At 71.4% G+C, this 13,828-nt stretch carries 9 protein-coding genes and 3 pseudogenes; 10 read left to right on the top strand and 2 right to left on the bottom strand.

The features are described from left to right. Positions 1-223 precede the first annotated feature (223 nt). On the bottom strand, positions 224-3,058 hold the full coding sequence (locus ACFO3J_RS03635; protein ID WP_386426074.1) for an SCO5717 family growth-regulating ATPase: 2,835 nt from the start codon (positions 3,056-3,058) through the stop codon (positions 224-226). A 346-nt stretch (positions 3,059-3,404) separates the two neighbouring features. Between ACFO3J_RS03635 and rpsO the strand changes: the two genes are divergently transcribed. The 5 genes from rpsO (at position 3,405) to ACFO3J_RS03610 (ending at position 8,936) form a co-directional block, all read left to right on the top strand. Further along, on the top strand, positions 3,405-3,692 hold the full coding sequence (gene rpsO, locus ACFO3J_RS03630; protein ID WP_033173003.1) for a 30S ribosomal protein S15: 288 nt from the start codon (positions 3,405-3,407) through the stop codon (positions 3,690-3,692). A 385-nt stretch (positions 3,693-4,077) separates the two neighbouring features. After that, entirely contained in the window at positions 4,078-6,300 is a 2,223-nt protein-coding gene (locus ACFO3J_RS03625; RefSeq protein ID WP_386426072.1) for a polyribonucleotide nucleotidyltransferase, read from the top strand. After that, the gene (locus ACFO3J_RS03620; protein ID WP_386426070.1) at positions 6,297-7,673 is read left to right on the top strand and encodes a M16 family metallopeptidase; all 1,377 of its coding nucleotides are present in this window, start codon (positions 6,297-6,299) and stop codon (positions 7,671-7,673) included. Before ACFO3J_RS03625 ends, ACFO3J_RS03620 begins: the two co-directional genes overlap by 4 nt. A gap of 45 nt (positions 7,674-7,718) precedes the next feature. After that, on the top strand, positions 7,719-8,489 hold the full coding sequence (gene dapB, locus ACFO3J_RS03615) for a 4-hydroxy-tetrahydrodipicolinate reductase (protein ID WP_386426068.1): 771 nt from the start codon (positions 7,719-7,721) through the stop codon (positions 8,487-8,489). A 6-nt stretch (positions 8,490-8,495) separates the two neighbouring features. Then, on the top strand, positions 8,496-8,936 hold the full coding sequence (locus ACFO3J_RS03610; protein ID WP_386426067.1) for a hypothetical protein: 441 nt from the start codon (positions 8,496-8,498) through the stop codon (positions 8,934-8,936). A 75-nt stretch (positions 8,937-9,011) separates the two neighbouring features. Here the strand turns inward: ACFO3J_RS03610 and ACFO3J_RS03605 are convergent, their stop codons facing one another. Further along, the gene (locus ACFO3J_RS03605; RefSeq protein WP_386426065.1) at positions 9,012-9,554 is read right to left on the bottom strand and encodes a hypothetical protein; all 543 of its coding nucleotides are present in this window, start codon (positions 9,552-9,554) and stop codon (positions 9,012-9,014) included. A gap of 166 nt (positions 9,555-9,720) precedes the next feature. Between ACFO3J_RS03605 and ACFO3J_RS35955 the strand changes: the two are divergent. The 5 genes and pseudogenes from ACFO3J_RS35955 to ACFO3J_RS03585 form a co-directional block, all read left to right on the top strand. Continuing rightward, positions 9,721-10,017 (top strand): annotated as a pseudogene (locus ACFO3J_RS35955) (FAD-dependent thymidylate synthase); the annotation flags it as partial. Further along, positions 9,997-10,503, top strand: a pseudogene (locus ACFO3J_RS35950) (hypothetical protein); the annotation flags it as partial. The pseudogenes ACFO3J_RS35955 and ACFO3J_RS35950, both read left to right, overlap by 21 nt. A 3-nt stretch (positions 10,504-10,506) precedes the next feature. Then, positions 10,507-10,956 (top strand): annotated as a pseudogene (gene thyX / locus ACFO3J_RS03595) (FAD-dependent thymidylate synthase); the annotation flags it as partial. A gap of 161 nt (positions 10,957-11,117) precedes the next feature. Continuing rightward, on the top strand, positions 11,118-12,017 hold the full coding sequence (dapA, locus tag ACFO3J_RS03590) for a 4-hydroxy-tetrahydrodipicolinate synthase (RefSeq protein WP_386426063.1): 900 nt from the start codon (positions 11,118-11,120) through the stop codon (positions 12,015-12,017). Positions 12,018-12,180: 163 nt separating this feature from the next. Further along, positions 12,181-13,828, top strand: a 1,648-nt coding sequence (locus tag ACFO3J_RS03585; protein WP_386426061.1) for a ribonuclease J, incomplete at its 3' end; no start/stop codon positions are given.

Raw genomic sequence — 13,828 nt, 5'->3', positions numbered from 1 at the left:
CCCCGCCTTCCGATCCCCGCCAGGCGCCGGATGCGCCGACCCGGTCCGATTCGACCCGGCCCCGCGCCGACAGCCGCCAGGCCACCATCGTCGTTTCCGCCGCCCCCCACGGACAGCGCCCACAGGGGGATTTCCCCCGGCGGTCCGGTGCTCCCGCAGGGGTACGGCGGGTACGACCGGGGACGTACACTCGCGGCTCTGCCCGACCGGGGAGGTCCGCCGCCTACCGCTGCGGGGGAGGAGGCGGCGGGTAGCCGTACCCCTGCTCCTCCTGAGGAGGCGCAGGCGGCTGCTGGGGCCACCCCTGCTGCGGCTGCGGGGCCTGCGGCTGGGGCGACTGGGGCTGGAAGGTCTGCGGCGGATACGACTGCGCACCCTGCGGGGGCACGCCGTACTGCCCGGGCGGGACCTGCCCCGCCTGGTCCGGCTGCCCGGGCGGGCCGTACGGACCCGGCCTGACGGGGTATCCCTGCTGACCGGGGTAGCCCTGCGGCCCGGGAGGAGCCTGCGGGGGAGGGCCGGCGGGCGCGCCCCCGTACGGCGGCTGAGCGGGCGTCATGCCCGGCAGCGGCGGGGCCTGCACCGGCGGCGGGTTCACCCCGTCGGCCATCCACAGGCCCTGGGCCCGCTGGGCCCGGATGAAGTCCTCGGCGACCATCGCGGACAAGTTGAAGTACGCCTCCCGCGTCTTCGGCCGCATCATGTCGAGGTCCACTTCGGCGCCGGCCGCCAGATGCTCGTCGAACGGCACCACCTGCACCCCGCGGCACCGCGTCCGGAAGTGCGACACGATGTCCTCGACCTTGATCATCTTGCCGGTCTCGCGGACCCCGGAGATCACGGTGATGCTGCGCGAGACCAGCTCCGCGTAGCCGTGCGCGGACAGCCAGTCCAAGGTGGTGCTGGCGCTGGAGGCGCCGTCCACCGAGGGCGTCGAAACGATGATCAGCTGGTCGGCCAGGTCCAGCACCCCGCGCATCGCGCTGTAGAGCAGACCGGTACCCGAGTCGGTGAGGATCACCGGGTACTGGCGGCCCAGCACCTCTATCGCCCGCCGGTAGTCCTCGTCGTTGAACGCGGTCGACACCGCCGGGTCCACGTCGTTGGCGATGATCTCCAGACCGGACGGCGCCTGCGAGGTGAAGCGGCGGATGTCCATGTAGCTGTGCAGATACGGGATCGCCTGCACCAGGTCCCGGATGGTCGCCCCGGTCTCCCGGCGCACCCGGCGGCCCAGCGTGCCCGCGTCCGGATTGGCGTCGATGGCCAGGATCTTGTCCTGCCGCTCGCTGGCCAGGGTCGCGCCCAGCGCGGTGGTCGTGGTCGTTTTGCCGACCCCGCCCTTGAGGCTGATCACCGCGATCCGGTAGCAGGCCAGCACCGGGGTACGGATCAGCTGCAATTTGCGCTGCCGCTCCGCCTCCTCCTTCTTGCCACCGAGCTTGAAGCGTGACGGCTGGCTGTTGCCGCCTCCCCGCTTCGGCTTCGGCCGGTTGCGCAGCAGACGGTCCGAGGACAGCTCGACGGCCGCGGTGTAGCCGAGCGGCGCCCCGCCCTGCGCGGCGGGCCGCCGATGGTCCGGCGCGACCGGCTGCCAGCCGCCCGCCTGCGGGTCCACCGGCGCGGGGGCCTGCGCCGGGTGGGCCTCCTGAGGCACCGCGGCGTGCGGATCACCGTACTGACCGGGCTCCGCGGGCAGGTCCGACGGGGGGAATCCGTAGCCGCCCTGCGCGGGCAGCGGCGGCAGCGGCCCGGTCTCCGCGTGCCCCGGAGTGCCGCCCTGGCCGGGCGGCGGGAATCCGTAGCCGCCGGCGTCCGGTCCCAGCGGGCTGTGCTGGCTGTGCGGTCCTTGCGGCTGGCCGGGGATGAAGGCCGGACTCTGGCCGTACGGCGGTGCGTACGGGAGCGGCGGCGCCTCGGGCGGCGGCTGCGCGGCGGGCGGCGGGACGGGCACGGGCGGCTCGTATCCGGCCGGCGGTCGCGGGGTCTCGGGCGCGGGTGTGGGCATCGGCACCGGTGGTTGTACGGCTGCTGGTCGTACGGCCGGTGGTTGTACGGCCGGGGGTTCGGGCGCGGCTTCGAGCTGGGGCCGACCGGGCGCCGCCTCGATGGGAGCGTCGGCGTCCGGCCCGGGCCCCTGCCGCGGGTCGCCGAAGCCGGGGGAGGGCTCGGGAGCGGGCGCGGCCGGGGTCCCGGCGGGCCGCGCCGGCGGACCGGCCCGGTCGGGGGAGCCGTGACCCCCGGGCGCCACCGGCCGTCCGACCGGCGGCGGGAAGTCCACCCCGCGCTCGGGCGCGGGCGGGTTGGGGCCGCCGGGGTGCAGCGGGACGAGCGGCCGGCCGGTCGGCGGCGGGAAGTCGAGGCCCCGCCGCGGCGCGGGCGGGTTGGGGCCGCCGGGGTGCAGCGGGGGCTGCGGGGCCTGCGGCGGAAGCGGGGGAAGGAAGGGACGGCCGCCGGAAGGAGGCGCGGCCGGCGGCGGGTCGTACGGCGTCGCGATGTCCGGGGCGTCGGGGTCCGGGTGCGGCGCCTCCGCCCGCTCGAACTGGGGCGGCAACGGCGGCACCGGGCCCTGCGGCGCACCGGGGCCCCACGGCTTGGTGTCGGGCGGCGCGGGCAGCGGTGTCCACACGAGCTCCCGCTCGACCGGTTCGGGCTCGGGCCCGGACCCGGCTTCCCGCTCCGGCGCGGGAAGCGGCTCCGGCTCCGGCTGGACCTCTTCCGCCGCATCCGTACCGGCCGGCACCTCCGGCTCCTTCAGGTCGGCTGTGACGCCGGCCTCCACGGCGTCCGCCTCCGGCTCCGCTCTCTCCGGCTCCGCACCCTCCGGACCCGATTCGGCGGCCGGCCGCGACCCGGAACCGGAGTCCTCTTCCCCGGCGGCCCCGGCCCCCGCACCACCCGCGGCGGCACCGTTTCCCGCGGCGTCCTGCATGTACCAGGCGGGGAGCCTCGGCCCGAGGCTGAACTCACCAGTGGCGTCAAGCGGGTTGTCGGCCCGCGACGGCTCCTCGACAGGGCCGGCCCCGCCCGCGCGGTTCTCGTCCCGATCGCTGCTCACAATGCCTCCTGGTCTGCGGTTCTCAATCGTCCCGCGGCGCTTTCGCCCACGCACCCCATGGCCGACTCCCCCTGCCCGTCCAGGGCAAGACTAATCGTCAGAACCCGCTCGGTGTCAGGGTCGCCCCGCACCGGCCGCCGCACCCGGCACGCGCACCGAACGTATCCCCGTATCCCCACCGGTCCGGTCCAGATGACCCGCGGGTAAGCACGTCGGTCCAGGCTGGTACTCTGGGTGACGGTCACACGTGTGTTAACGCCGTGCGACCGCGCCTCGCGAGTCACCTGAGACACCCCGCGATGAAGACCGGGGGCGCTCGGAGGCCACTGACACCCAAGGAGTCCGTATGTCGCTCGACGTCGAGACGAAGAAGCAGATCATCGCCGAGTTCGGCACCAAGGAGGGCGACACCGGCTCCCCCGAGGTCCAGGTCGCGCTGCTGTCGCGCCGGATCTCGGACCTGACCGAGCACCTCAAGACCCACAAGCACGACCACCACTCGCGTCGTGGTCTGCTGATCCTGGTCGGTCAGCGCCGCCGTCTGCTGCAGTACCTGGCCAAGAAGGACATCACGCGCTTCCGTGAGCTCCGCGAGCGCCTCGGCATCCGTGCCGGCGCGGCGGGTGTTCGCTAAGACGCCGATGAGGGGAGCGGTTCCCGTCGGACGGGGCCGCTCCCTTCGCCGTATCAGCACGCCTACGGCACGCCCCACAGCACGCCGTACGAGTACGACGTACGGCACCGCACCACCGCAGGAAACGTAACGGCCCCGTGTGCCCCCGGCCACGGAACGCGCACATGACGTGCACGATCCGGGCCTCGTCTGGTGCAATGGTGCCGTTGACAACGAATGAGGAGGAGCGTCCTCCTATCCGCCGCACACGCCGGTCCTCGGTAGTGGCCGCCGGGTGGTTCCACCCCCGGAGGCTTCGATCGAAGACCGGCCCTCGGCAGGACGCCCCTCCACCGATGGCCCGCGAGGACACGCCCCGCGGGCGAGGACGAGGAGAATCCCCATAGTGGAGAACGAGACCCACTACGCCGAAGCCGTGATCGACAACGGCGTCTTCGGCACCCGCACCATCCGTTTCGAGACGGGCCGCCTGGCCCGTCAGGCCGCCGGCTCCGCCGTGGCCTACCTGGACGACGACACCATGGTGCTGTCGGCCACCAGCGCCTCGAAGCAGCCCAAGGAGCACTTCGACTTCTTCCCCCTCACGGTGGACGTCGAGGAGCGCATGTACGCGGCCGGCCGGATCCCCGGCTCCTTCTTCCGCCGCGAGGGCCGTCCGTCCGAGGACGCCATCCTGACCTGCCGGCTGATCGACCGCCCGCTGCGCCCGTCCTTCGTCAAGGGCCTGCGCAACGAGATCCAGGTCGTCTGCACGATCATGGCGCTCAACCCCGACCACCTCTACGACGTGGTCGCCATCAACGCCGCCTCCTGCTCCACGCAGCTGGCCGGCCTGCCCTTCTCCGGCCCCATCGGCGGCGTCCGCGTCGCCCTGGTCAAGGGCCAGTGGGTCGCCTTCCCGACCCACACCGAGCTGGAGGACGCGGTCTTCGACATGGTCGTCGCCGGCCGGGTGCTCGACGACGGCGATGTCGCGATCATGATGGTCGAGGCCGAGGCCACGACCAAGACCATCGCGCTGGTCGAGGGCGGCGCCGAGGCGCCGACCGAAGAGGTCGTGGCCTACGGCCTGGAGGCCGCCAAGCCGTTCATCAAGGTGCTCTGCAAGGCCCAGTCCGAGCTGGCCGTCAAGGCCGCCAAGCCCACCGCCGACTTCCCGATCTTCCTGGACTACCAGGAGGACGTGTTCCAGGCGCTGGAGTCCGCGGTCACCGACGAGCTGGCGCAGGCGCTGACCATCGCCGGCAAGCAGGCCCGCGAGGCCGAGCTGGACCGGGTGAAGGGTCTGGCCGCCGAGAAGCTGCTGCCGCAGTTCGAGGGCCGTGAGAAGGAGATCTCCGCGGCCTACCGCTCGCTGACCAAGAAGCTGGTCCGCCAGCGCGTCATCCGCGACAAGGTCCGGATCGACGGCCGCGGTGTCACCGACATCCGTACGCTGGCCGCCGAGGTCGAGGCGATCCCGCGGGTGCACGGCTCGGCGCTGTTCGAGCGCGGCGAGACCCAGATCCTGGGTGTCACCACCCTCAACATGCTCCGTATGGAGCAGCAGCTGGACACGCTGGCGCCCGAGACGCGCAAGCGCTACATGCACAACTACAACTTCCCGCCGTACTCCGTCGGCGAGACCGGCCGCGTCGGCTCCCCCAAGCGCCGCGAGATCGGGCACGGCGCCCTCGCCGAGCGCGCCCTGCTGCCGGTGCTGCCGAGCCGCGAGGAGTTCCCCTACGCGATCCGGCAGGTCTCCGAGGCGCTGGGCTCCAACGGCTCCACCTCGATGGGCTCGGTCTGCGCCTCCACCATGTCGCTGCTGAACGCCGGTGTGCCGCTCAAGGCCCCCGTCGCCGGTATCGCCATGGGCCTGATCTCCCAGGAGATCGAGGGCGAGACGCACTACGTGGCGCTGACCGACATCCTCGGCGCCGAGGACGCGTTCGGCGACATGGACTTCAAGGTCGCCGGCACCAAGAACTTCGTCACCGCCCTGCAACTCGACACCAAGCTGGACGGCATCCCGGCGTCGGTGCTGGCCGCGGCCCTCAAGCAGGCCCGCGACGCCCGCCTGCACATCCTCGACGTGATGATGGAGGCCATCGACTCCCCGGACGAGATGTCCCCCAACGCGCCGCGGATCATCAGCATCAAGATCCCGGTGGACAAGATCGGCGAGGTCATCGGCCCCAAGGGCAAGATGATCAACCAGATCCAGGAGGACACCGGCGCCGACATCTCCATCGAGGACGACGGCACGGTGCTGATCGGCGCGACCGAGGGCTCCCAGGCCGAGGCCGCGCGCACCATGATCAACCAGATCGCCAACCCGACCATGCCCGAGGTCGGCGAGCGGTACCTGGGCACGGTCGTCAAGACCACCACCTTCGGCGCCTTCGTGTCGCTGATGCCGGGCAAGGACGGACTTCTGCACATCTCGCAGATCCGCAAGCTGGCCGGCGGCAAGCGCGTCGAGAACGTCGAGGACGTCCTCGGCGTCGGCGCCAAGGTGCAGGTCGAGATCGCCGAGATCGACGCCCGCGGCAAGCTCTCGCTGATCCCGGTCATCGACGGCGAAGGCGCCGACGAGGACGCGGCGAAGGACGAGTCGGCCCAGTGACGACCCGCTCCACCGCCCGGACGGCCCGCCCCTCCACCAAGGGGCGGGCCGTCCGCACGCGGACCCTCCTGCCGGGCGCCGACGGCATCGGCACCGTGCGCCGCAGCGTCCTGCCCGGCGGCCTGCGGGTCGTCACCGAGACCCTGCCGACGGTGCGCTCGGCCACCTTCGGCATCTGGGCGGGCGTCGGCTCCCGCGACGAGACCCCGGTGCTGGGCGGCGCCACCCACTACCTCGAACACCTGCTCTTCAAGGGCACCGAGCGGCGCAGCGCGCTCGACATCTCCTCGGCCATCGACGCGGTCGGCGGTGAGATGAACGCCTTCACCGCCAAGGAGTACACCTGCTACTACGCGCGGGTGCTCGACACCGATCTGCCGCTGGCCATCGACGTGGTCAGCGACATGCTCACCTCCTCCGTCATCCGGCAGGAGGATCTCGACGCCGAGCGCGGTGTCGTCCTCGAAGAGATCGCCATGACCGAGGACGACCCCGGCGACCAGGTCCACGACCTGTTCACTTCGGTCCTGCTCGGCGACTCCCCGCTCGGCCGCCCGGTGCTCGGCACCGTCGACACCGTCAACGCCCTGACCCGCGACCAGGTGGCCCGCTTCTACCGCAAGCACTACGACCCCACCCACCTGGTGGTCGCCGCCGCGGGCAATGTGGACCACGCCACCGTCGTCCGGCAGGTCCGGCAGGCCTTCGAGCGGGCCGGCGCCCTGCGCGACGCCGACGCGCCGCCCCGGGAGCCCCGCGGCGGAGCCAGGACCATCCGCACCGCGGGCAAGGCGGAGATCCTGGACCGCCGCACCGAACAGGCCCACATCGTGCTGGGCATGCCCGGCATGTCCCGTACCGACGAACGCCGCTGGGCGCTCGGCGTGCTCAACACCGCGCTCGGCGGCGGCATGAGCTCCCGGCTCTTCCAGGAGATCCGCGAGAAGCGCGGCCTGGCCTACTCGGTGTACTCCTACACCTCGTCCTTCGCCGACTGCGGCCTGTTCGGCGTGTACGCCGGCTGCCAGCCGCGCCGGGCGCCGGAAGTGCTCAAGATCTGCCGCGACGAGCTGGCCCAGGTCGCCGAGCACGGCCTGACCGAGGAGGAACTCGGGCGCGCGATCGGGCAGCTGTCCGGTTCCACCGTGCTGGGCCTGGAGGACACCGGCGCGCTCATGAACCGGCTCGGCAAGAGCGAGCTGTGCTGGGGCGACCAGCTGTCCGTCGACGACCTGCTGGCCAAGATCGCAGCGGTGACCCTCGACGACGTCAGCGCGGTGGCCCGCGACGTCCTGGGGCAGCGCCCCTCGCTGGCCGTCATCGGCCCGGTCAAGGACAAGCAGGCAGCCCGACTGCACGAAGCCCTCGCCTGACCCGCACCGACCAGCAACCCCCTGTGACCGGAGGACCGTAGAACGATGAGCAAGCTCCGTGTGGCCGTCATCGGCGCCAAGGGCCGGATCGGCGCCGAGGCGGCCCGCGCCGTCGAGGCGGCCGACGACCTGGACCTGGTCGCCGCCATCGACCGCGACGACCGGCTGGAGACGCTGACCGAGGCCGACACCCAGGTCGCGGTGGACCTCACGCACCCTGACGCCGTGATGGACAACCTGGAGTACGTCATCGGGCACGGCATCCACGCCGTCGTCGGCACCACCGGATGGACCCCGGTACGGCTCGCCGCCCTGGAGGAGAGGCTGGCCGCCGCACCCGGCATCGGCGCGCTGGTGGCGCCGAACTTCTCCATCGGCGCCGTGCTCACCATGCGGTTCGCCCAGCAGGCGGCCCGCTGGTTCGAGTCGGTCGAGGTCATCGAGCTGCACCACGACAACAAGCCCGACGCGCCCAGCGGCACGGCCGGCCGCACCGCCCAGCTGATCGCCGCCGCCCGCGCCGAGCACGGCCGAGCCCCCCAGCACGACCCGACCACCCACGGCCTGCCCGGCGCCCGCGGCGCCGACGTGGACGGCGTCCCGGTGCACTCGGTGCGGCTGCGCGGCCTGCTGGCCCACCAGGAAGTGCTCTTCGGCGGCACCGGCGAGACCCTCACCATCCGGCACGACTCGCTGCACCACAGCAGCTTCATGCCGGGCATCCTGCTCGCCGTCCGGACCGTACCCGGCGTGCCGGGGCTGACCTACGGCCTGGAACACTTCCTTTCCGAGGACTTCCGGCCGGACGAGGACTGACCAGCGATGCGCGCCAAACTCAGCTACGCCGCCTCGGCGGTGGCCCTGATCTTCTACTTCCTGCTGGCCGGCGACCGGGGCGTGCTGCTGATCGCCGACGGCCGCCCGGTCACCGTGGCCTTCGGCGTGGCGGTGCTGGTGCTGCCGCTGATCGGTGCCTGGTTCCTCTGGCACACCACCCAGTTCGCCCGGCACGCCGGGCGGCTGGGCCGAGAGCTGGAGGCCGAGGGCGGCCTGCCGGTCGACGAGCTGGAACGCACCCCGAGCGGCCGGATCGTCCGCGACTCGGCCGACGCGGTGTTCGTCAAGCGCCGGGCCGAGACCGAGGCCGCGCCGGACGACTGGCGCAACTGGTTCCGGCTGGCCATCGCCTACTTCGACGCCCGGGACACCCCGCGGGCCCGCAAGGCCATGCAGCGGGCCATCGCCCTGCACGACGGCAAGTAGCCGACGCCCTCGTGCCACCGGCCAACCGGGTGACACGGGGGCGGCCCCGCCGGGCGGGCGCGGGCGCGGGCGCGGTCAGCGCAGTTCCGTGGCCCAGCTCTCGATGGCGTCGGCCGCGATGTCGAACGCCTCGATCCGCCCCAGGAAGTCGGCGTTGTGGTCGGTGAGCAGGGCGCGCAGCGACTGCCCGCCACGCCGGGTGACCAGCAGCGCCTGCCCCTGGACGGTACGCGGCAGCCCCAGCACCTTCACCGGCTGCTGGGCGGTCCGCACCGAGGCGACCCGCGCCCACGGCACCGTGATCGTCCCGAAGTAGCCGACCTGCCGTACCCCCTTGCCACTGAGCCACACCCCCATGCGCAGCAGCCGCAGGGTGGCCGCGATGACCACCAGGGCCGCCAGCAGGACCGCCACCGCCCCCGAGGCGCCGCCGGCCAGCGCCATGATCAGCGCGGCGAGCAGCAGATACGCGGCCAGCATCAAGGCCAGCGCGGCGGTCGCCACCCGCCACGGGCCGGGGCGGTAGGGGCGCATCCAGCGGTCCTGAGCGGCGTGCGGCAGCGCTCGCCCGGTGGCGTACTGGTCGTTCACGGTGGCGGGGCTGTGGGGCAGGGACACGCGGACAGTCCTCTTCCGGCTTCCGGATGGGCGGACGGGATTGGCTCTGACCGGTGAGGCTATCCGCCACGGGCACAACGGCCAACCTCCGGGTCTGCCTTGTCCCGAGACGTCCGCTGTCCGACCCACCCCCTACGCTTGACCCAGCCAACAGGAAGGACCTCCGGTGTCGACCGATCTGCCCACCGAGCCCGACGTTCCCGTCCAGTTCCGTGACGATGTGACCGTCGATCTCGTCAAGCACAGCGCCTCGGACACCGATGTGCTGTGGGCGGCGCGGGTCTCCACCGCGGGCGAGCAGTCCCTCGAAGAGCTCACCAAGGACCCCGAGCGATCCAAGGGCCTGCTCAATTACCTGATGCGGGACCGCCACGGCAGTCCCTTCGAGCACAACTCCATGACCTTCCTCATCAGCGCCCCGATCTTCGTCTTCCGCGAGTTCATGCGCCACCGGGTGGGCTGGTGCCTGGCCGGGGACACCCAGGTCACCCTGGAGAGCGAGGAAGGCGTCCCGCGCCTCCGCAGGATCGAGGACCTCCACCAGGAGTGGCACCAGGGCGCCGCAGGCGGTAGGGCGGCGGCGGTCCGGAGCGGCCGGCTGCCCGGTGATCAGGTGCGCTGCTTCGACGAGGACACCCTGCTGGCCCGGCGGACCCGGATCGTCGACGTCATGGAATCCGGGGTCAAGCCGCTGCTGCGGATCACCACCGCCGGTGGCCGGACCCTGCGCTGCTCGGCCGACCACGCCCTGCTCACCCCGGGCGGCTGGCGCAAGGCCGGTGAGCTGTCGCCCGGTGACGCGGTGCTGGCCGCGGACACCGCGAGCGGTGCCGCGGCGGCCGTGCCCGACCCGATCGCCGCGGTGGCCGACGACGGCGAGGAGATGACGTACGACCTGTCGGTGGCCGGCCCCTGGCACAACTTCCTGGCCGACGGAATCGTCGTCCACAACTCGTACAACGAGGAATCGGGTCGCTACCGCGAGTTGCAGCCCGTCTTCTACGTCCCCGGACAGGACCGCAAACTGGTCCAGCAGGGACGGCCGGGCAAGTACGTGTTCGTGCACGGCACACCCGAGCAGCACAAGGCGGTGACCGCCGCGATGGAGGAGTCCTACGCGCAGTCCTACGCGGCCTACCAGGAGATGCTGGCGGCCGGGGTGGCCCGTGAGGTGGCCCGGGCCACGCTGCCGGTGGGACTGTTCTCCTCGATGTACGCGACTTGCAATGCACGCTCGCTGATGCACTTCCTCGGCCTGCGGACCCAGCACGAGCTGGCCAGGGTGCCGTCCTTCCCGCAGCGGGAGATCGAGATGGTCGGCGAGAAGATGGAAGCGGCCTGGGCGGAGCTGATGCCGCTGACGCATGCCGCTTTCAACGCGAACGGCCGAGTCGCCCCTTGAAAAATGTCCGAAGTGTTCGGATTGCAGGCATTCGTGAAGTTCATCTAGGCTGCGGAAACGGACTTCGGCGTCGCCTGAACCCCCGAGCAGGCAACGCCGGAGTCCTCCCCCGCAGGTCCCAGGGCTGCACCCCTGTACACACACCGAGTAGCGTGGGTTCCATGGTTGCGACATCCACCCCCAAGGCCCCCTTCGGCCGGGTGCTGACCGCGATGGTCACGCCCTTCACCGCCGACGGCGCCCTCGACCTCGACGGCGCCCAGCGGCTCGCCGACCACCTCGTGGAAGCGGGTAACGACGGCCTGGTCGTCAACGGCACGACCGGGGAGTCGCCGACCACCAGCGACACGGAGAAGAACGACCTGGTCCGGGCCGTCGTCCAGGCCGTCGGCGACCGTGCCCACGTCATCGCCGGCGTCGGCACCTACGACACCGCCCACAGCGTCTCGCTGGCCCGCCAGGCCGAGACCAGCGGCGCCCACGGCCTGCTCACCGTCACCCCGTACTACAGCAAGCCCCCGCAGGACGGCCTGTACCAGCACTTCACCGCCATCGCCGACGCCACCGGCCTGCCGGTCATGCTGTACGACATCCCCGGCCGCAGCGGCGTCCCGATCGAGACCGAGACCATCGTCCGGCTGGCCGAGCACCCCCGGATCGTCGCCAACAAGGACGCCAAGGGCGACCTGGCCGCCGCGAGCTGGGCGCTCAGCCGCAGCGGACTCGCCTGGTACTCCGGCGACGACATGCTCAACCTGCCGCTGCTGTCCATCGGCGCCATCGGCTTCGTCTCCGTCGTCGCCCACCTGGTGGCCGACGAGCTGTGCGCACTGGTGCACGCCTACACCAGCGGCGACGTCGCCAAGGCCACCGAGATCCACCAGCGCCTGCTCCCCGTCTACACCGGAATCTTCCGCGCCCAGGGCGTCATCAGCGTCAAGACCGCCCTCGCGCTGCGCGGACTGCCCGCCGGCCCGCTCCGGCTCCCCCTGGTTTCCCTCGGCGAGGCCGAGACCGAGCAGCTCAGAAAGGATCTCGCCGCGGGCGGGGTCCAGCTCTGACAAGCTCTGACGAGACTTCACAACTGAATACGACCGAATGCAACTGAACACAGCCGAATAACCGAACGCATATATCCGAACACATACACGAACGCAATATCGTCACGCACACCACCGCGGCCCCATGGGGGCACCTTGGTGTGTGCGCGGTAGGGAGAAACTTTTGAGCCATCCGCATCCTGAACTCGGCCCACCGCGGAATCTGCCCGATGGCGGCCTGCGCATCACCCCGCTGGGCGGGCTCGGCGAAATCGGCCGCAACATGACCGTCTTCGAATTCGGCGGGAAACTGCTGATCGTGGACTGCGGTGTCCTCTTCCCCGAAGAGGAGCAGCCCGGCGTCGACCTGATCCTGCCGGACTTCACCTCCATCCGGGACCGCCTGGACGACATCGTCGGCGTCATCCTCACGCACGGCCACGAGGACCACATCGGCGCGGTTCCCTTCCTCCTGCGGGAGAAGGACGACATCCCGCTGATCGGCTCCAAGCTGACCCTCGCGCTGATCGAGGCCAAGCTCCAGGAACACCGCATCCGGCCCTACGCCTTGGAAGTCAAGGAAGGCGAGCGGGAGCGCATCGGCCCCTTCGACTGCGAATTCGTCGCGGTCAACCACTCCATCCCGGACGCGCTGGCCGTCTCCATCCGCACCCCGGCCGGCATGGTCGTCGTCACCGGCGACTTCAAGATGGACCAACTGCCGCTCGACGGTCGCCTCACCGACCTGCGCGCCTTCGCGCGGCTCGGCGAGGAGGGCATCGACCTGCTGCTCGCGGACTCCACCAACGCCGAAGTCCCCGGCTTCGTCCCGCCCGAGCGCGACATCTCGCAAGTCCTGCTGCACACCTTCGCGAAGGCCGACAAGCGGATCATCGTCGCCAGCTTCGCCAGCCATGTGCACCGCATCCAGCAGGTGCTCGACGCCGCCCACCAGCACGGCCGCAAGGTCGCCTTCGTGGGCCGCTCCATGGTCAGGAACATGGGCATCGCCCGCGAGCTCGGCTACCTCAAGGTCCCGGGCAATCTGGTGGTGGACATCAAGGTCCTGGACGACCTGCCGGACGAGAAGGTCGTGCTGGTCTGCACCGGCTCCCAGGGCGAACCGATGGCCGCCCTGTCCCGGATGGCCGCCAGGGACCACCAGATCCGCATCGTCGAGGGCGACACCGTCATCCTCGCCTCCTCGCTCATCCCGGGCAACGAGAACGCGGTCTACCGCGTCATCAACGGCCTGACCCGGTGGGGTGCCAACGTCGTCCACAAGGGCAACGCCAAGGTGCACGTCTCCGGCCACGCCTCGGCCGGTGAACTCCTGTACTTCTACAACATCTGCAAGCCGCGCAACCTGATGCCGATCCACGGCGAATGGCGGCACCTGCGAGCCAACGCCGAACTCGGTCAGCTCACCGGCATCCCCAAGAACCGCTGCGTCATCGCCGAGGACGGCGTGGTCGTCGACCTGGTGGACGGCGTGGCCAAAATCGCCGGCAAGGTCCAGGCCGGCTATGTCTACGTGGACGGTCTCTCGGTCGGGGACATCACCGAGTCGTCGCTCAAGGACCGCCGCATTCTCGGCGAGGAAGGCATCGTCTCCGTCTTCATCGTGGTCGACAGCACCACCGGCAAGCTGGTCGGCGGCCCGAACATCCACGCCCGCGGATCGGGTATCGAGGACGAGGCGCTGGCCGCGGTGATCCCCAAGATCGAAGAGGGGCTGTCCCGTTCGGCCTCGGACGGGGTGATGGAGACCCGGCAGATCCAGCAGATCATCCGACGTGCCGTCGGCAAATGGGTCTCCGACACGTACCGGC

This window comes from Streptomyces polygonati, from assembly GCF_042650325.1.
In the GTDB taxonomy this organism is placed as follows: Bacteria; Actinomycetota; Actinomycetes; order Streptomycetales; family Streptomycetaceae; genus Actinacidiphila; species Actinacidiphila polygonati.
This window is presented reverse-complemented; position numbering and strand designations above follow the sequence as displayed.

What these genes read in the sequence shown, in the direction of transcription:
- ACFO3J_RS03610 (WP_386426067.1), top strand. Translation starts at nt 8,496, where the DNA reads ATGCGCGCCAAACTCAGCTACGCCGCCTCGGCGGTGGCCCTGATCTTC.
- dapB (WP_386426068.1), top strand. Translation starts at nt 7,719, where the DNA reads ATGAGCAAGCTCCGTGTGGCCGTCATCGGCGCCAAGGGCCGGATCGGC.
- dapA (WP_386426063.1), top strand. Translation starts at nt 11,118, where the DNA reads ATGGTTGCGACATCCACCCCCAAGGCCCCCTTCGGCCGGGTGCTGACC.
- rpsO (WP_033173003.1), top strand. Translation starts at nt 3,405, where the DNA reads ATGTCGCTCGACGTCGAGACGAAGAAGCAGATCATCGCCGAGTTCGGC.